The organism is Sphingobacterium sp. NPDC055346, from assembly GCF_053645235.1.
Window position 1 is genome coordinate 564,798 of record NZ_JBSHMI010000002.1, and the last position, 17,859, is coordinate 582,656.

Here is a 17,859-nt window from a genome sequence, read left to right on the forward strand (position 1 = left end):
ATTCTTGTTTGTTAATGTTTTCGTGGTTTAGATGCAGGTCTCATGGGCAATGGTTTTGGCTGTGCCGATAAGACTTCCTTAAGTTTTATAAATGCTGGATGATCTTCTCTCCAAATATTTTCAGTTTCTACCAGTCCATTTTTATAGTGGTAGAGTTCGTATTGTGGATCCTCAGTTCCTTGAAAATTCTGCCAAGAAATCAGTCGATAGTCTTTGTCCCGAATGGCCCTTCCAAGTTTTCCATCTCTCGGAAAACAATGGTACACGGTTTCCCTTAAGCTTCCATATCCAGAAAGCAGCATATTTGCATAGCTTATCCCGTCCAAAGGTTGTTTCGCTTCTTTTAGGTCCAGGCCGCTCATCGCTGCCAACGTAGGATAGATGTCAACTGTTTCAATCAATTCCTTGCTGAGTCCTGTTTTTTGCATAGCAGGATGTTTGATCAGCAAGGGAATGCGATTGGCTAATTCATAGTTTACATGTTTCGACCACATGCCCATTTCACCTAATAGGTAACCGTGGTCTCCCCAAATTACGACAATTGTGTTCTTGTCCAAGCCCGTCCTTTGTAAATGTTTTAATACTTTCCCAATTTGAGCATCTACATAACTGACCCCTGCATAATAACCATGGATTAAGGTCTTGGTTAATTCTGGTGGAAAGGGATCGCTGTCTTTTGCCGAAGGCACCTGGGCATATTGGGATATTTCACCATCTCTTTTTACCGCCCAAGAAGGTGCGTTCTTTGGATTGCCCTGTATGTTTGGAAACGGTAGTTCATCCTGGTCATATAAGTCCCAGTATTTCTTCGGGACCGTAAAGGGTAGGTGCGGCCTTGCAAAACCAACGGCTAAGAAAAAAGATTGGTTGTTGGCTTTTAGGTCGTCCAATCGTGCTATAGCTTCATTCGAAACCCGGCCATCGGCGTAGGCATCATCTGCTACATCCAGTTTTTCCCAAGCAGAACCTTTTTCCAGTTGATTGGCATATTCCCAACTTTTATTGGCGAATAATGCTTCTTCCCTGGTTTCCTTATTATGGTCTTTGGCTGCATATTCGATCACCTTGTCATGCCAATGGTTCACCGACCAAGATTGCTCGTCGTTGTACGTATTATGGCCAACATGGAATACCTTCCCAATGGCCGCTGTATAATAACCATTGTTCTTATACAATTCTGGGAGGGTCGTAGCATCGGGATAAAACTCCCGAAATGCCCTCCCAAAATCATATAATCCGGTAGATGTAGATCTTGAACCTAAGAGTAGGTTATATCTTGATGCTACGCATACAGCCTGATTGCTGTAGGCTCTTTCAAAGACCATGGCATTCTTTGCCCATTGGTCAATATTTGGACTGATTGCAGCTTTATCGCCGTATACACCTAATGTAGGACGTAGATCATCCACTAGGATCATCAATACATTATAAGGCTTTTCTTGCGCTTGGCAAAAGCTTATTATGGTAAGGACAATGAGGGTAATACGGCTTAAAATCTGCATATCCAATTATTTAACCTGATGTATGTTAGCGTCGTAAATAGCTTCAGTGATACCATTGATTTTAGCGGCAACCCTCGCAAATAGGATTGGATTCGATTGCAATTCCGGACCGATATCCACGGTCAAGGTGACATTTCCGTTCGAATCCCCCGATTTATTCGCTCTTTTCAGAAAATGACCTAAGTCGACAAACTTGGTCTTACCAACCAAAAGGTTGATATCATCCAAGGTTTTGCTGGGATCAAGTTTCTCTACATTGAAGGTTGCTGTTAGGTTGTTGCCGTTCAATTGATATTTGATATCCTTGAGGTCATAATAGAGCTCTACAGGAAAGTCAATATTGGTGTTACCATTTAGCTGCACGGTCATGGTATCTGTCTTGGATTTCCAAGGGCCATTTCCAGGAACCGTAATCAATTTATAGGTCCCGTTGAAAAGCGCTGCTGAGAAGGAACCATCTTGGGTGACAAAAACATCAATTGGGTTTTTAAGAGCGTATCCATCTTGCCATAACTGTAGGCGAACGGAATTATTGGAACCTCTCACACCAACTGCTGCACCCTTATAGGTCACTTTCCCTGTCAAGTTTGCATTTGGGGCGTCGTAATTATCCTTTCCGCAGGAAAAGAGTAGGGCAAGGCTTAGGAATAATCCGATGGCTAATATGTTTATTCTTTTCATTGTCTTATTGATAAGGGTTACGGACTAATTTTGGATTTCTATCGATCCAACCTTGGTCGATGAAGTTGTAATAATTTTGGAACCTAAAGTATCGAGGGTACATCACGTGACTAGATTTACGCTTTTCAAAAACCCACTTACCATGATTTGCAGTTCCAGGGGCATACACTTTGTAGGGAAACAGTACATACATGGTAGCCTTAGGGTTGTCCTGCTGGCCGTTCCAAACGGTATGTGCCAATCTCCATCTTTTCAGATCCCAATAGCGGTGATCCTCGAATGCTAACTCAACCCTTCTTTCCTGAACAATGTCATTAAAGGTTACCGTCGTTAATTTTTGGATTCCTGCACGGTCTCTCAATTGGTTAATAAATCCAGCAACTTCGGTCTGAGGTTTGTTTAGTTCCAGAGCGGACTCGGCAGCGATCAAAATGATCTCACCCAATCTAAAGCGCACAAACCACATATCGCTACCACGACCACGGGTTGAAGCATCCCTGTTTTCTTCTAAAAATTTACGGATATTGAATCCAGATTTATTGACAAATTGATCATTGGAAGTGGTAGGTCCGTCCATACTGGTAATCAAACCGTAGGGAGCTTCTGATTTTCCAGGTTCAGCTGTTTTTATCTTCCATGTACCACCTTCCAAATACCTTACGCCGGCTTGATAAGTAATGGTAGAACCTAAGAAATCAGCCCCAGAATAAATGATGGTTCCATATAACCTTGGATCCTTTTTGGCAAAGACATCTGATGGATTATTGTAATAGATGAAATCACCGGCACCGTTGGTCAGTTTTAAAGCGCCATCACGGTCATCTGTGTATTCAAAATCCTCTACTAAGTTCAAGACTGGTGTAATGATGTTGGCATCAATATCTCCGCGTACTGAAGAGGCGATGATATTGTTGGTGTACTGGTGGGTTTGTCCAGGATATTTATAATCTCTAGCCCAGATAACCTCCGTACTGCCTTTACTGCTTACAGCCTCGTAGAAATTTCTTCCTTTGTCAGCGTTTTTATTGTACAGTTCATATGGACTGTTTTGTAAAATATCCTTTGCAGTTTCATAAGCGAGCGTGTAATATTTTGGTGCTTCTGCAACTGGGATACCTACTTCACCACCGCTAGTCTTTACCTCTGGGGTCTTGTAATTGTATTTTGCAATAGATCCTGCATATAAGGCGGCCCTAGCTTTTAAGGACAGTGCAGCCCATTTATTGGCTCTAGCAGAATTGGTATTCTTGGCATCGGACAATAAGCTGCTGATTTCAGTACATTCTTTTATGATATAATCATAGATCTCTTTTTCGGTAGATCGTGGATATTGCAGGGTCGTGATATCGATTCCAGCCTGGTAATCAAATACCTCATCATTGATGATCGGTACACCACCGAGGCCTCGTGCCATGTTGAAGTATGTCCATGCCCTCAGGAAGCGAGCTTCACCTTCAAAATTATCCTGTGTGGTTTCACTGAAAGATGAGTTCCTTACACCATTGATAAATAAGTTGAGGTCTCTGAGTAGGGTATAGTCATACACTCGCCAAAGCGCATCACCATAATCTTGCATATTGTTGGGGCCTCCAGAAGAAAATGCAGCTTCATCGAGCATTGCCATACTGCCGGTATTTGCGATATGTTGCCCCCAACTCACTCTTCCATAATAATTGGCCAATACGGAAGCAACCATTTTTTCGTCTGAATAGACCTGTTGATCAGTTAGGATGGATTCAGACTCTCTGTCCAAAAACTTGGAACAGGACGCAGTACCTGCCAATAATGCTGCTGATAGTATATAAATTTTAAATTTCTTCATGACTAAAAAGTTAGGTTTAATCCCACATTGATAACTCGGTTAGTAGGGTATTGGATTCCAGACTCGGATGTGATTTCTGGGTCTATTTTCATCTCGCCCAAATTATCGATGCTGAATACGTTCTGCATCATGGAATACACACGAATGTTCCTGAATCCCCATCGTTCTGTCATTTTACTTGGCAAAGTATAGCCTACTTGAAGGTTTCTTAATTTTAGGTAGGTCACGTTCATGACCCAAAAGTCACTATGCCAATAGTTACTGTGGTTTTGGTTTCCTCTGATCAATGTCGGGAACTTACCGGGAATCAAGTCGCTGTTTGGATCTGTGATGTCGCTCAACATCCATTGGTTTTCCATGTAATACCCAGCGTTGTTACCTCCATCATGAAATGGTAGCATACCTTCCCAGTTTGCGCGGTAAGAAGCGAATGATGCACCGGTAAAATCCGCAGCAAGGTCGAATCCCTTGTATCCAAGACCAAGGTTAACGGCAAAGTTCAAGTAAGGTAATCCACCTTGCCTATAACCGATTGGTCGCTGATCTAGTCCATTGATAACCTTATCGCCATTGACATCATTGTATTTAATGTCACCTGGACGAAGGCTGGTATTGCCTTGGCCATCATTGTCCACATCATAGTTACGGATCTCATCCCAGCTTTGGAATTGTCCAAGGGACTCATAGCCCCAGTTCAAGAAGGCATAACGGTTTAGGATTGACCCTCTATATTGATCCCAAGCATTTCCAAATCTTGGTTTATATTGTTCACCATCAATCTGTCTGGCAAATGTGAAGTTACCTCCAATATTATATCTGAAGTCCTGTAGGGTGCTGCTCCACATAATACTACCATCCATACCACGGTGTATATCAGAATTCAGGTTTTCATAGGGTAAGCCAAAGCCCACTTCAGTAGGTAACAATACATCATATCTAGAGGCTGGTAAACCAGTTCTTTTACGGTTAAAGTAATCTAATGAACCGGATAATTTACCGCCGAACAAGGCGAAGTCAACCCCCACATCAAAGGTATTCGCTCTGATCCATGATAGGGTAGTCACTGGTAATCCGCGAGGCTGAGCACCTACCACATAGTTTCCATTGATCACGGAACCACCTTGTTTGTAGGTGTATCCTGGCATAAAGCCAAATGCGAAATAGTTCCAAGGGTCTAGGTTGTCATCTCCCAAAACACCATAAGATGCACGCACCTTGAAATCGGTGAATTTGGAGCCGAAATTAGATTCTTTCCAGAAATTCTCCTGTGAAATCCTCCAACCTGCAGAAACTGATGGAAATAAACCCCAACGGTTGTTTTCTGGGAACTTCCAAGAACCATCATAACGTGCCGATAATTCCAAGAGGTATTTTTGGGCAAAATCATAGTTGATACGACCTGCGAAACCTGCTCTAGCTTGCGTGTCATTACCGAAATCATCAAATTGGTCCATCGTTTGGAAATACATCAATGATAGTGCATTTGAAGCAGGTCTATCATGAGCCCAGAATCTTGGAGTATCTCTTTGAATGGCCTCAGCAGCAAATACACCGGCAATGGTATGTTCTCCAAATGTGCGGTTATAGTTCAAGGTTCCCTGATAACTTAATTCTTCAATCATTCTGATATCACGCTCGCGCCAAGGATTGTCCATGCTGAAGACCACTGGATAGGTATCGGTCGCTTCATCATAACCATAAAGCTTATAGGTATATTCTTGGTTATCCATCCAGCGGTTCGCTAGATAATAGCCCATTAAACCAGTCAATTTCAAATGGTCATTGATTTTGTACTCTGCATTGAAATTCAATTGCATCACACGCCATGTATCCCTAAATTCACCAGAAAGATCATAATTCAACATCGCGAAGTTTGTTTCGGTGTTGGCAGCTGTCCTTGCTGGGTACAATGGGTTATCATTGGCATATGGTCTTGCGGTAGGTAAGTTTCTATAGATTGCAAACAAAGCTTGCCAAGTATCATCACCACCCGGTACACCTGGTTGTCTACGTTTCTCTATACGACCATTCAAGTTACCGCCGATCTTTAATCTTTCCGATACATTGGCCTCTAGGTTCAATTGAACATTGGTTCTTTTGAAACCACCATAATTTCTGATGATAGATTGCTGGTCTAAGTGGCCGGCACTTAAGTAGTAATTGATTTTTTCAGAACCACCTGATACGCTTCCGGAAAGGTATTTTTGTGGGCTTGTTTCCAAGATATAATCATACCAGTCCCAAGGTCGGTATCCTTTCTCCGTTCCTTGTTCCCATTTCGCTAGATCATCTGGCGTGTACTGTGGGTTGGGTATGCCCAAGATGGCGTCAGATTGGATATAACTTTTTACATAGGTAGCTGCACTTGCAGGTCTAGGGAATCTAAACATGCTCTGCCAGCCATAATATGAATTGATATTGAATTCATTTTTATCGCCGCGAGATCCTTTTTTCGTCGTTACCACGACAACTCCGTTCGCAGCTCGCACACCATAAATGGCGGCAGAAGCATCTTTTAGAACAGAGATACTCTCGATGTCATTAAAGTCCAGGTTGTTAAATTGTCCTTCATCTTTCTGTACCCCATCGATAACATAAAGTGGAGTTCCCATGTTACGGATATTGATACTGGTTGATGCACCAGGACGACCATCTGGCATCCGGCTGTTTACACCGGCGATCTTTCCGACCATGGCTCCCGAAGTAGTGGCAGCAACCGACCTTGCGATATCTTTAGAAGTTACCGTTGAAATAGCTCCGGTTAATGATTCTTTCTTCTGTGTACCATAACCAACAACAACGATCTCCTCCAGGTTATCATCTGAAGCCTGTAAGCTGATTGCCATATTGTTGCTCGCTGGAAGCTCTTGGGTAACATAGCCAATGTTTCTAAAAACAATGGTTTCGTTAGCTGAAGTAACAGTGACGGTGAAATTTCCCTGTTCATCAGTTACGGTGCCAGCATTAGGTCTTGATTTGGGGAATACTGTTACACCTTGTAATGGTTCACCTTGTTGATTGCGAACAGTACCTTTTACTTCCTGTTGCTGTAATGCTGAAGCACGAAAGGTAACTGGATGAGCATGGACAAACATAGGAACCAATGGCATCGATAAGCCCAAAAGCAATAAATACCGAATGTGCAAAGAGTTTAGATTTCTTTTTTTCATTGGAAGATTGGTTAGTATATAATTGATACTCAAATTTAAAGAGGGGGCTTTTCATTAAATTGACTAATTATCTCAATTTATAGCCATTTTGTATCAAAGCCTGTTACAAGCAGCTTATTACAGATGCTAAGTGTTTCTTTATCGGGAAAATTGTTATTTTGTCCTTATTAAACCTATCTGATGAGAAACCTGTTGATATCTGTTGTGCTTCTGATTTCCTTGCTTGGCAGGGTTTGGGGACAGGTATTTAATTTTGATCATCTCAATATTACCGAAGGATTATCCAATAATGCGGTCTTGTGCAGTACCCAGGACAAAAATGGATTTCTTTGGTTTGGGACCAAGGATGGACTGAATAGGTTTGACGGGTACACCTTTAAGAAGTACTTCAGTGATATTGAAGCAAGGAATGGCCTAGCCAGCAATTATATTACTTGCCTTTTGGTCGACCAATATAACGTCCTATGGGTTGGAACGGATAATGGACTGTATAAATTTCATGCTAATACGGAAACCTTCAAACTGGTGCCTGGCACTGAAATGAAAGAAATCATTGAGATGCAGCATGATGGAAAGGAGAATTTATGGTTCCTTTCCAGCTATAAACTCTTTAAGTTGAATTCCAAAGGATTGGAACTTAAAGCTGAACCTCTTTTTTCTGAGATCAATGTGACTTCCTTAACAAAGAATTCAAAGAATGAGGTCTGGGCTGCTGGTCACCAAAGCCTTTTCTCGGTTGATGGGAAGCACAAAATTCTATTCAAGGTAAATAAGGATAGATCCCTTAATGTAGAATCCATAGCCTTTGAAGATGATGACAAAATCTGGATCGGGACACAACATAATGGCTTGATATCGCTGGATTTAAAGTCTAAGGTATTTGAACAGGTAATTCCTTTTGTAAAAAATGGAACCAGGTTGTTTGTTCGGGATATCAAAAAAATAAATGCCCATGAATTATGGATAGCCTCAGAATCAGGATTGGTTGTTTTAGATACCAGGGACAATGCTTGGCGAGTATTCTGCCATGAGCGAGACAATCCCTGGTCAATTTCAGATAACGCGGCGTACAGTATCCTAAAGGACCATCAAGGCGGGATTTGGATAGGAACCTATTTTGGAGGACTCAATTATTTCCATCATAAGCACAATCTATTTGAAAGAACATTTCCGATGGAGAATCCTAATTCGATCTCTGGAAATGCAGTCCGTGAAATAAGACAGGATAAAAATGGGAATCTTTGGATAGGAACCGAAGATAACGGCCTAAATTTCTGGGATAAGCGCAATAATAGTTTCATGCATTTTTCTACCAAGAACGGTCTGTCGCATAATAATATACATGGACTAGAAATCGTAGGTGACAGCCTTTTGGTAGGAACTTTCAATAATGGTCTGGATATAATCAATATCAACAACAAGAAGATCATTGCACATTATAACCGAGAAAATACACAATCGGAATTAGGGTCCAATTTCGTCATGAGCACATACAAAACTAAAAATGGAAGAGTATTCTTTACGACTCCAAATGGTTTGTATGAGTTTTTCCCTGGAAAGGATAGGTTCCGATTAGTAGATGCCGTTCCTGACTCCATATTTTTCACTTCGATGCTGGAAGATCGAATGGGCAGGATTTGGTTGACTACCTGGCGAGATGGTGTATATCTAGTTGATCCAGAATTGAAATCAAGTCAGGTATTTAAGCATGATTGGGATAATCAGTCGAGTATCAACAGCAATAGGACCAATAGAATTCAACAGGATTCAGAAGGTAAAATTTGGATCGCTACGGAGAATGGCCTGACCATCTGTTCGGAAGATAATAAGATCGTCAAGCGTTTCACCAAATCGGATGGCTTGCCGAGTAATCTAATCCTGTCCATGCAGGAGGATTCAAATAAAAATATGTGGCTGTCCAGTACCAATGGTTTGATCAGTATAGATATTAATACATATGTGTTAAGTGTTTATAATAAGGAGTTTGGTTTATCGAATTTACAGTTTAACTACAACTCCATGTTTAAGGATAAGGAAGGTAATCTATACTTTGGTTCCACCAATGGATTGATAAAATTTCATCCTGATTCCCTTCTTAGAGAAAGGAATACCGAAACTAAGGTGCCTATCTATTTTACTTTTGCCAGATCATCCAAAAGAAACCTAGAGGTCAATTATGAATATGGACAGGAATTTACCAAGTTAAACTATGATAAGGTTTTACTGGATTATGATGAGTCTACGATTCAATTTGACTTTGCCGCGTTGAACTATGTGGATGCCGCATCTACATCTTATTTATATAAGTTGAAAGGTTTTGATTCAGATTGGGTCCTGTCCAAAGAAAACAAAGCGTATTATACCAAATTGCCTTCGGGAGAATATCGATTGCTGGTAAAAGCTCTTGATAGCCAAGGAAGGATAATTTCTGATGAGATTGCTATTCCAATTGAAGTTCGCAAACCTTTTTGGGCAAGCGGATTGGCATTTGCCGTATATGCTATAATCCTTATTCTACTGGTCTTTTTTATCTATCAATATTTTGACAATCAGATTAAGGAGCGAAACCGCAGGCATCTGATGGAAATCAATGCTAATCGAGAAAGGAGATTGTATCAAGCAAAATTGGATTTCTTTACGCAGGTCGCCCATGATATCAAGACGCCGCTGACCCTAATCAAAGGACCATTGGAAAAGCTGGTTGACAATAAAAATTTAGGAGAGGATAGGACAGACAGGCTCTTGACGACCATGCATAAGAATACTGAAAAGCTGGTCCGGCTGACCAATAGCATATTGGATTTCCGAAAGGTAGAGACCGATGAAAAACAGTTGAACCTTACGGTATGTAATATTTCCGAGTTTATCACGGAGTTTATTAAAGACTATCAGACTTCCTTTCAGATCGAAGGCATTGTATTGACACAAAATATTAATCAAGGCATATTCGGAAAGATTGATGAGGACATGATCAGTAAGATTGTGGAAAATCTATTTTCGAATGCGCTTAAGTACGCTGATAAAATGGTGGATATCCAGTTGATTGATGATGATAAGTTGAATTACTGGATATTGGAACTGAAAAATGATGGTCATATATTGAATAGAAGGGAAGTGGACCTGTTATTTAAACCATTCCATCGTTCGAATCAGCACAGTCAAATTGAAGGTTCCGGATTAGGATTGGCATTGGCACATTCTTTTGCCTTGCTACATTCGGGTGACCTAAGGTATGTAGAGAATTCCGAAAATTTAAATATATTCGTTCTCGCTATTCCTAAAAACCTATAATAGAATGTCACAAGAATTAGAAGTCCGCAAAATAATTCTATTGGTAGATGATCATCAGGAAATCTTAGATTTTTTGACAGATGATCTATGTGATGACTATGATATCGTACAAGCTCATGATGGATATCTGGCATTAGAGGTCCTCCAAAAACAACATATCGACTTAATCGTATCGGATGTGATGATGCCTAAGATGGATGGCTTTGAGCTCTGTGCGCAGGTCAAGAAAAACCAGAATTACAAGCACATCCCTTTTATCATCCTAACAGCGAAAAACAGCCTTCAGGCAAAAATTGAGGGTTTGGAGTATGGGGCTGATGCCTATATAGAGAAACCATTTTCACCCTCATTCCTTCAGGCACAGATCAGGAGCCTATTGAAAAACAGGATGTTTGTGAAAGAACATTATGCACAACAACAGGACCCTGACGAATTGTTGTTGCATACGAACATAGAGGAAGATTTTATGGATAAGTTACAGCAACTGATCGTGGACCATATCGATGACACTTCCTTATGTGTAGAGTTCCTGGCGGATAAATTGAACATCAGTAGACCTACCTTGTATAGAAAGATCAAGCAAACATCCAATTTATCTCCGAATGAGTTGATAAACAACCTTCGTCTGAAGAAAGCCTCACAATTGTTAAACAGTGGATCCTATAAGGTTTATGAGATTTCCAATATGGTTGGATTCAGCTCGAGCTCCCATTTTATACGGAATTTCCAGAAACATTTTGGCTACAGTCCAAAAGAGTGGGAAGCCAGGTTCCAACAGGAGAAGCTGGTGAAGTTTAGATTTAATTAATCCTTCCAAAAAAGAAACTGGCCGACAGAATTGCCAACCAGTTTGCATCGCTAATTTAAAAAAATGATAGGTAGAGTGTGTCTTTGTTATACCTCTTCACCCTTGAGCATTTTGTTCCAATACAGGTGGGGTAATAAATATTTTTTCAATAACCACAATCGCCAATGCTCTTTGCTGCTGTCCTTGATCAGCATCTGTTTCAATTTGGGGTCTGGCGTAAATTCATTTTTATAGTTAAATTCTGCTAACACCATCTTTCCATAACCTGTTACGAGTGGACATGAAGAATATCCTTCATAGGATTTGTTGTCTGCCGCTTGTAGTTTGATCAACTTTAAGAGGTTGTCAACTACTACAGGAACTTGTTTTCGTATTGCTGCTCCAGTTTTTGCAGTAGGCAAGGCGGCCACATCACCAAGTCCAAAGATATTGGCGAATCTTTTATGTTGCATACTGTTGATGTCTACATCCAACCAACCAGCATCATTGACCAATATAGAGTCTTTGACAAATTTGGGAGCTGTTTGAGGTGGTGCCAAATGCAATAGGTCAAAAGGTATTTCAATCAATTGTTCCATTTGTTGTGGAACTTCATCGGAGTCACCCTTGTTTATCACACATTCGTTATCCTTAGGGTCTGAACTCTTGAAGGTGATGATTCTTTTATCTGAATCTATTTTTATTGGTGCATAGAAAGGTTTAAAATTGATGTTGTACCGATCGATGACCTTCATTAGGGTATCCGCAATGACCTTTACACCGAAAATTACTGATCCCGGAGTGGCAAATGTTACATTTACTTGATCAGCCAAATTATTTCTCTTGAAATAGTCACATGCCAAGTACATTATTTTTTGTGGAGCGCCGCCACATTTTATGGGGGTTGTCGGCTGGGTAAAAACTGCATTTCCACCTTTAAAGTTTTGGATGCATTTCCAGGTATAGTTTGGATCGATGTAATTGGAGCAGGCCACACCTCTGTCAATAGCCTCTTGCAACCCTTCGATTAGGCTGAGGTCGTTGACCAATCCGCAGGCAACAATCAAGAAATTATACTCAAGAACCTCTCCGTTGTCCAGTTGAATGCTGTTTTTTTCTGGAGAGAAGGAAATTACGGCTTGCTTGATCCAGGTGCAACCTTCGGGGATCAAGTCTTTCATGGGTCTAACAGTTTTGTCAAAATCATAGGCTCCAGCTCCAACTAATGTCCATGCCGGTTGATAATAGTGCTTTTTGGCTGGGTCAATAATGGCAATTTCTAAGTTGGGGTCCTTTTTGAGCAGTTGGGCGGCAGTCATAATGCCTGCCGTACCAGCACCGATGATGATGATTCTATAATGCGTGTCCATAAGTCTAAATATTGGTTAGTATAAAGTTAACATTATGAAAACCTTGGCTTTGTAACTTTAGTTACTAAAGGGAGATACTTCTTACCATACATCAATGCACAACTATACGGATTTAGTCACCTTTGTATAGCAGATAAACAAAAGCAAATAATTAAGGTATAAATAGAAAGGAATATTAAGATGAACAATAAAGTATTAGGGTTACACCACATAACAGCCATCGCTAATTTGGCACAAAGAAACTACGATTTCTATACCAATACCCTTGGGTTAAGAATGGTAAAGAAAACCGTGAATTTTGATGATCCAGGAACATATCATTTCTATTACGGAGATGAAAAAGGGAATGCTGGAACTATCCTTACCTTTTTCCCTTGGGAAGGTATTGGCAAAGGTAGAACCGGCGGCGGAATGGCAACAGAAATTGCTTATTCGATTCCAGAAGGAAGTTTAGAGTTTTGGAAAGAACGCTTTGGAAAAAACAATGTATTGACTGGAGAAGCCGTTGAGCGTTTTGGAGAGTTGTATCTTCCATTTTTGGATCCTGATGGATTGAATCTATCATTGGTTGTTCCAAAAGATGCGGATAATAGAATTGGCTGGTCTACTGAACAAGTAGGTAAAGAGGTAGCTACTAAAGGTTTTCATAACAGTACTTTAACTTTAAGGGATGTAGAGCCAACAGCAAAGGTTTTAACCGATTTGTTGGATTACGAACAGATTGCTCAAGAAGGAAATCGTTATAGATTCAAAAGCAAAAATATCGATACTGCAAATATCATTGATATTTTGGTTGATGAGAACGCACAACGAGGAATCAACACCGCGGGAACTAATCACCACATCGCATTCCGAGTAAAGGATGATGTGGACCAAATGGAATTACGTGAAAAAATCATGTCAGCTGGTTTACAGATTACTCCTCAGATCGATAGGGATTATTTCCACTCCTTGTACTTCCGTGAACCAGGAGGTGTATTGTTCGAAATCGCTACTGAAAACCCTGGATTTGATGTAGATGAGCCATTGGCTGAGTTAGGTAATTCATTAAAATTGCCAAAACAATACGAGCCTCAGCGTTCAGCTATTGAGAAAGTGTTGCCGGTATTGAAATAAGATTTTGGTTGAGGTGGATGATAATCATCTACCTCAACATTAAATTGTTAAGTCATTAAATTTAAATAATAAGATTATGTCAAAAATATATCAAAGTGGAAATGTAAATGACCCAAAGAAAGCCTTGATCATGATTCATGGTAGAGGTGGGTCTGCTCAAGATATCATGGGGCTAGCTGAATATTTAAAAGTCGATAATTATTTATTGTTAGGGCCTGAAGCTGATCAGAATACCTGGTACCCACATTCTTTTATTGCGCCCATTATTTCAAATCAGCCGAATTTGGACATCGCTCTTGAATTAATAGGAGAGGCAGTGCAAATTGCCAATGAGAAGGGAATTGAGAACGAAAACATTTATTTCTTGGGATTCTCCCAAGGGGCTTGTTTGACTTTGGAGTATACAAGTAGAAATGCAAAGAAATATGGAGGTGTTGTTGCTTTTACTGGTGGTCTGATTGGTGAAAAGCTACATGCCGACCATTATACAGGTGATTTTAAAGGTACAAATGTATTTATCGGTACATCAGACCCTGACTTTCATGTTCCAGTGGAACGTGTGCAGGAAAGCAGTAAGCTGATGCGCAGTTTAGGAGCACAGGTAGAGGAGAAAATATATCCGAATATGGGACATACGATCTCTCAAGATGAAATCAAGATCGTCAATGAAACAATCTTTAAATAAGTCTATTCTCTATTTTTAATAATAAAACCCCTGAGGTCTAGAACCAAAGGGGTTTTTCACTTAATAAACTATACTATACAATTTTCTTTTAGTAGGGATTCGTGATCTTGACGTATTTCAAGATGGAATGCATCTGTTTTTTTAGTTCTGGATTGTTTTTAGGGTAACTGTACTCAAATTCTAATATCTTTTCAGGATTATAGAAAGCATAGGCCTTACCCTGGATTTCATTGCCAGATTCCTTCTCTTCATAATATAATTTCTTGTGGAAGTATTCATAATGAGCGAAATCCTTGTATTGTTTTTCAAAATCTTCAAAGTTTAAAGTGCTGGCTGCTATTTTGGTACTGAATTTTGCCGTACCGCCATTATGGCTTGCAGAATATTGATAGACTTCATCGGTTGAGGATTGTTCTTCTTTAAAATCGGTATCTAAGGTTTTAAGGAAAACTGTCGGTATGAAGTAGTTTACTGCATAAATCCCTTGAAATGGATCCTTCCAAAAGGTGCCACTGCTGTCAAGAGGATTGAGATCCTTAATTTGGGCATTTGTCCACTCAGGGACATTTAATGCAAGGGCTGTGTTGACTTCCTTCAGTTTATTTAATGTGGCCAAAGTGTCTTGTCCGATTAAAGGTACAGCGACTTCAAAGACTAAGTTGTTTTTTTGATAGAAGGCTAACAAATAAGTTTTCGCACTGTTCGAGCCCCAATACAAGCCATTTTTAGTATCCTGGCCCTTGCTGTGGACAGAAGTTTCCATTAAGCCACCATGGTAGGTACTATATATGGCATCCTTTCCTTCAAACATGGGGTCGCCAGACTCTATGTTGCTATCATTTAAGAAAAGCTCATCATTATTATACATCAATGCCGCATTGACAAAAAGGTCTCCCCATTGCGGATCTTGGAACAATACTGTTTCTGTCTGATAAATATGTCCGGCATCAGAATCGGAATAGTTCTTTATTTGTCGTTCTACACTATTGTAGTATTTTCCTAAGAAAGGGAATACCTGTTCAGCATTGCTGAACATCACTTCATTATCATTGCCTTTAAGTTCATTGGAAAAAGGTGCTTTTCTTAGCCAAGATTTGAGGTCTTTGTCTGTTAAGTCCGCCACTTCATCATTCCATTGGAAATCTTTTTTAGAGCCGGTCAATGAATCACAACTCGTAAAAAATGACATGGAAATAAACAGGGCAAGGATTATAGCAGTAGTGTTAGTAAATTTATTTTTTTCCATTAATGCTTGATTTTGCTGAAAGCTGTTGATTCCTAGCTTCCATATGGGTGTTCTGTTCTCACTAAAACATGCTTTTACCTTGAGATTGCAAGGCAAAAGCAGTTTTTACTCTTTAATTGTAGAAACTTAATCTACAAATGCATTATATGATCTTAGAACGGATTCAGCAGCGTTATCCAATCCTCTCAATGCATCTTCGCTCAAAGGAGTATTTGCATCCAATTCACGTTGTGCTATCCTCATTTTCCCTAAGAAATCATTTACATCATCGTTGAACATTCCGTAGGTTCTAATCTTAGGCTGAAAGTCTTTTGGGATTTCTTTGTCTTTATTTTCCTTGTAAAGCTTTTCAATATCTTGATATTGTTTTTTGAAATCAGCCGTCAATTTGGCTTGATCTTCTGTTTCAAACGCGATATTGGTAGTATTCTGCACTAATTCCAATAGTTTTTTGGATCCTACATATTGATCTTTCAATGGATTGCCTTCCAAGGTAGTTTCCTCAGCTTTCTCAGCAAGAGGTTTTAATTTAGCGAAGACAGCAGTCGAAGCGTCACGGTATTTCTTGATTTCGGTTGTTGCTTTTTCTCTTAATTCAACTAATTTTTGCCCTTTGTCTTCTTTCCAATCTTCAGCGGATTTATAAGAATCTACCTCCTTATTGATTTCTTTGATGGCATCAAAGCTTTCATTCATCTGATCGATAAGCGGTTTGAATTCTTTGCTAAGTCCATCTGGATAAACAAGGGACTTTAGATTGTGGACAGTAGGAGGGAACATCATTATTGGTGGGATGCTCATGAAACCCTCTGGATTTTCCACTTTATCCTTTACGTATTTTTCAAAACTGTCAAAGTTATTGGCAAAGGTTTGGATGGCCGAGTTTTGGGAATTATCAACTTTAACAATGGAATTGTTAAAATTAATGATTTCACTAGCTTTGTTTTTGTCATCCTTCCCGCCAAATAATCCGCCTATAGTACTTTCGGATTCACCTGATTTTGCTTTGTCAGTATTGTTACAGCTCGCCAACAAGGCCATGGCCAGAAGGCTTCCTATATATATGCTTTTGTAATTCATATTGATCTGTTTATTAAGTGAATAAATGTTTTATGTATAGTTTTTGTGATCGTTCAATCAGACTAGCTAATGAACTTGAATTTATTTTCAAAGAACGTACCGATGATAGGAAGAGGTTTCATTACTCCATTTGAAGCGTTGATTGCACCAATGATCATCAAGACGATGTTGATCAATCCAATGTATCCAAGGGAATAAATTCCGGTTACCATCATTAGGATGTTCAAAATAATCGATAGGAAGATACCAAATACGAAGATGCCTAGACCTTGTCTCAAATGATACCTTAAAAAGTCATCTGCTTTCTCTTTTCCAGAAAAATAAGCGATTAACCAACCAATAAGTGTGATGTAAGCGACTACTGCTAATGTTTTGTTGTTCATGATGTTATTGTTTAATTTTTTACTTTATTGAGTGTACAATTGCGCTAATAATAAAAAATAGAAGGAAGCAGGCCGGTAAAGCATAAGTGAAAAACGGAGTTTTCGACCGTTTCCTTAATTCGATCGCTTCAACTTTTATTTCGGGGTTAAATTCGCTCATTCTACGTTGTTGCTTGCAATGCACACAAACAGAATGAACTTCCTTCCAAAGCGGAAAGAGAGGAATCCAAAACACATGGAAATAATTTTGATAAGCAATTAGGGCCAATGTGTCCTTCTGCTGGCAATAACTGCATGCGGAGGAACAAACCTGAGTTCCAATACGACTTTTTCTGACTCCGAATATGAAAAACATAGTTTCTATTTTTGTTATCCAAAGTTTTTCAATTTCAGGGACAGATACAATTAATTATAATCTACAATATTTATACGTCCGGTAAAAAAGCATCTACAAAATCTCTACAAGAATTTGTAAGTTGCTGTTATTCAGTGTCAAACTAGCATGATTGTATATCTGAGCCAGTGATTCATAACTGTTGTCTGCTGACATTAGCTGCAATTTTTGCAAGGGGTAAATGAAAGGACCATTCCTATCCAGTGATGAAGTAAATGTGGATTTTTAGTCACGATTCAGCATTTTTGAAAAAATAATTCTTTTATTATCAGGCTGTTTAAGGGAATAATGAAAAAAAAGTGTTTTTAGATTGTGAATTGTTCTGAAAAAAC

The 17,859-nt window shown here is 39.6% G+C and carries 12 protein-coding genes; 4 read left to right on the top strand and 8 right to left on the bottom strand.

Annotation, left to right across the window (positions count from 1 at the left end; genetic code table 11):
• Positions 1 to 11 precede the first annotated feature (11 nt).
• From ACWICE_RS06790 to ACWICE_RS06805, 4 genes are read right to left on the bottom strand one after another with little or no spacing between them, the layout of a single operon-like run.
• Entirely contained in the window at positions 12 to 1,502 is a 1,491-nt protein-coding gene (locus ACWICE_RS06790; RefSeq protein ID WP_454297911.1) for a sulfatase, read from the bottom strand.
• Between the two features lie 6 nt (positions 1,503 to 1,508).
• Positions 1,509 to 2,183 (bottom strand): DUF3823 domain-containing protein, encoded by a 675-nt coding sequence (locus ACWICE_RS06795; protein WP_185217940.1) that lies wholly within the window; start codon positions 2,181 to 2,183, stop codon positions 1,509 to 1,511.
• A 4-nt stretch (positions 2,184 to 2,187) separates the two neighbouring features.
• A complete protein-coding gene (locus ACWICE_RS06800; RefSeq protein WP_313257988.1) occupies positions 2,188 to 4,005 on the bottom strand; it encodes a RagB/SusD family nutrient uptake outer membrane protein in 1,818 nt (605 codons plus the stop codon).
• Positions 4,006 to 4,007: 2 nt separating this feature from the next.
• The gene (locus ACWICE_RS06805) at positions 4,008 to 7,175 is read right to left on the bottom strand and encodes a SusC/RagA family TonB-linked outer membrane protein (protein WP_214649466.1); all 3,168 of its coding nucleotides are present in this window, start codon (positions 7,173 to 7,175) and stop codon (positions 4,008 to 4,010) included.
• Positions 7,176 to 7,355: 180 nt separating this feature from the next.
• Between ACWICE_RS06805 and ACWICE_RS06810 the strand changes: the two genes are divergently transcribed.
• Both ACWICE_RS06810 and ACWICE_RS06815 read left to right on the top strand, forming a co-directional pair.
• A complete protein-coding gene (locus tag ACWICE_RS06810; RefSeq protein ID WP_454297912.1) occupies positions 7,356 to 10,466 on the top strand; it encodes a ligand-binding sensor domain-containing protein in 3,111 nt (1,036 codons plus the stop codon).
• Positions 10,467 to 10,470: 4 nt separating this feature from the next.
• Positions 10,471 to 11,274 carry a response regulator transcription factor gene (locus tag ACWICE_RS06815; RefSeq protein ID WP_454291583.1) on the top strand — a complete coding sequence of 268 codons (804 nt, stop codon included), beginning with the start codon at positions 10,471 to 10,473 and terminating at the stop codon, positions 11,272 to 11,274.
• An 86-nt stretch (positions 11,275 to 11,360) separates the two neighbouring features.
• Here ACWICE_RS06815 and ACWICE_RS06820 read toward each other — a convergent pair whose 3' ends face one another.
• Positions 11,361 to 12,623 carry an FAD-dependent oxidoreductase gene (locus ACWICE_RS06820; protein ID WP_454297913.1) on the bottom strand — a complete coding sequence of 421 codons (1,263 nt, stop codon included), beginning with the start codon at positions 12,621 to 12,623 and terminating at the stop codon, positions 11,361 to 11,363.
• A 180-nt stretch (positions 12,624 to 12,803) separates the two neighbouring features.
• Here ACWICE_RS06820 and ACWICE_RS06825 point away from each other — a divergent pair, with 180 nt between their 5' ends.
• Both ACWICE_RS06825 and ACWICE_RS06830 read left to right on the top strand, forming a co-directional pair.
• On the top strand, positions 12,804 to 13,739 hold the full coding sequence (locus tag ACWICE_RS06825) for a ring-cleaving dioxygenase (RefSeq protein ID WP_185212008.1): 936 nt from the start codon (positions 12,804 to 12,806) through the stop codon (positions 13,737 to 13,739).
• Positions 13,740 to 13,815: 76 nt separating this feature from the next.
• Positions 13,816 to 14,424 carry an alpha/beta hydrolase gene (locus tag ACWICE_RS06830; RefSeq protein WP_185212009.1) on the top strand — a complete coding sequence of 203 codons (609 nt, stop codon included), beginning with the start codon at positions 13,816 to 13,818 and terminating at the stop codon, positions 14,422 to 14,424.
• Positions 14,425 to 14,512: 88 nt separating this feature from the next.
• On the opposite strand, the gene ACWICE_RS06835 is transcribed toward ACWICE_RS06830, so the two are convergent.
• From ACWICE_RS06835 to ACWICE_RS06845, 3 genes are all read right to left on the bottom strand, one after another.
• On the bottom strand, positions 14,513 to 15,670 hold the full coding sequence (locus tag ACWICE_RS06835) for a hypothetical protein (protein ID WP_454297914.1): 1,158 nt from the start codon (positions 15,668 to 15,670) through the stop codon (positions 14,513 to 14,515).
• Between the two features lie 126 nt (positions 15,671 to 15,796).
• Positions 15,797 to 16,750: a DUF3829 domain-containing protein gene (locus ACWICE_RS06840; RefSeq protein WP_454291579.1), complete on the bottom strand. Its 954-nt coding sequence runs from the start codon at positions 16,748 to 16,750 to the stop codon at positions 15,797 to 15,799.
• A 62-nt stretch (positions 16,751 to 16,812) separates the two neighbouring features.
• Entirely contained in the window at positions 16,813 to 17,133 is a 321-nt protein-coding gene (locus ACWICE_RS06845; protein WP_185212012.1) for a DUF4870 domain-containing protein, read from the bottom strand.
• Between the last annotated feature and the right edge of the window lie 726 nt (positions 17,134 to 17,859).

What these genes read in the sequence shown, in the direction of transcription:
- ACWICE_RS06815 (WP_454291583.1), top strand. Translation starts at nt 10,471, where the DNA reads ATGTCACAAGAATTAGAAGTCCGCAAAATAATTCTATTGGTAGATGAT.
- ACWICE_RS06830 (WP_185212009.1), top strand. Translation starts at nt 13,816, where the DNA reads ATGTCAAAAATATATCAAAGTGGAAATGTAAATGACCCAAAGAAAGCC.
- ACWICE_RS06790 (WP_454297911.1), bottom strand. Translation starts at nt 1,502, where the DNA reads ATGCAGATTTTAAGCCGTATTACCCTCATTGTCCTTACCATAATAAGC.
- ACWICE_RS06805 (WP_214649466.1), bottom strand. Translation starts at nt 7,175, where the DNA reads ATGAAAAAAAGAAATCTAAACTCTTTGCACATTCGGTATTTATTGCTT.
- ACWICE_RS06840 (WP_454291579.1), bottom strand. Translation starts at nt 16,750, where the DNA reads ATGAATTACAAAAGCATATATATAGGAAGCCTTCTGGCCATGGCCTTG.
- ACWICE_RS06800 (WP_313257988.1), bottom strand. Translation starts at nt 4,005, where the DNA reads ATGAAGAAATTTAAAATTTATATACTATCAGCAGCATTATTGGCAGGT.
- ACWICE_RS06810 (WP_454297912.1), top strand. Translation starts at nt 7,356, where the DNA reads ATGAGAAACCTGTTGATATCTGTTGTGCTTCTGATTTCCTTGCTTGGC.
- ACWICE_RS06835 (WP_454297914.1), bottom strand. Translation starts at nt 15,670, where the DNA reads ATGGAAAAAAATAAATTTACTAACACTACTGCTATAATCCTTGCCCTG.
- ACWICE_RS06795 (WP_185217940.1), bottom strand. Translation starts at nt 2,183, where the DNA reads ATGAAAAGAATAAACATATTAGCCATCGGATTATTCCTAAGCCTTGCC.
- ACWICE_RS06820 (WP_454297913.1), bottom strand. Translation starts at nt 12,623, where the DNA reads ATGGACACGCATTATAGAATCATCATCATCGGTGCTGGTACGGCAGGC.
- ACWICE_RS06825 (WP_185212008.1), top strand. Translation starts at nt 12,804, where the DNA reads ATGAACAATAAAGTATTAGGGTTACACCACATAACAGCCATCGCTAAT.
- ACWICE_RS06845 (WP_185212012.1), bottom strand. Translation starts at nt 17,133, where the DNA reads ATGAACAACAAAACATTAGCAGTAGTCGCTTACATCACACTTATTGGT.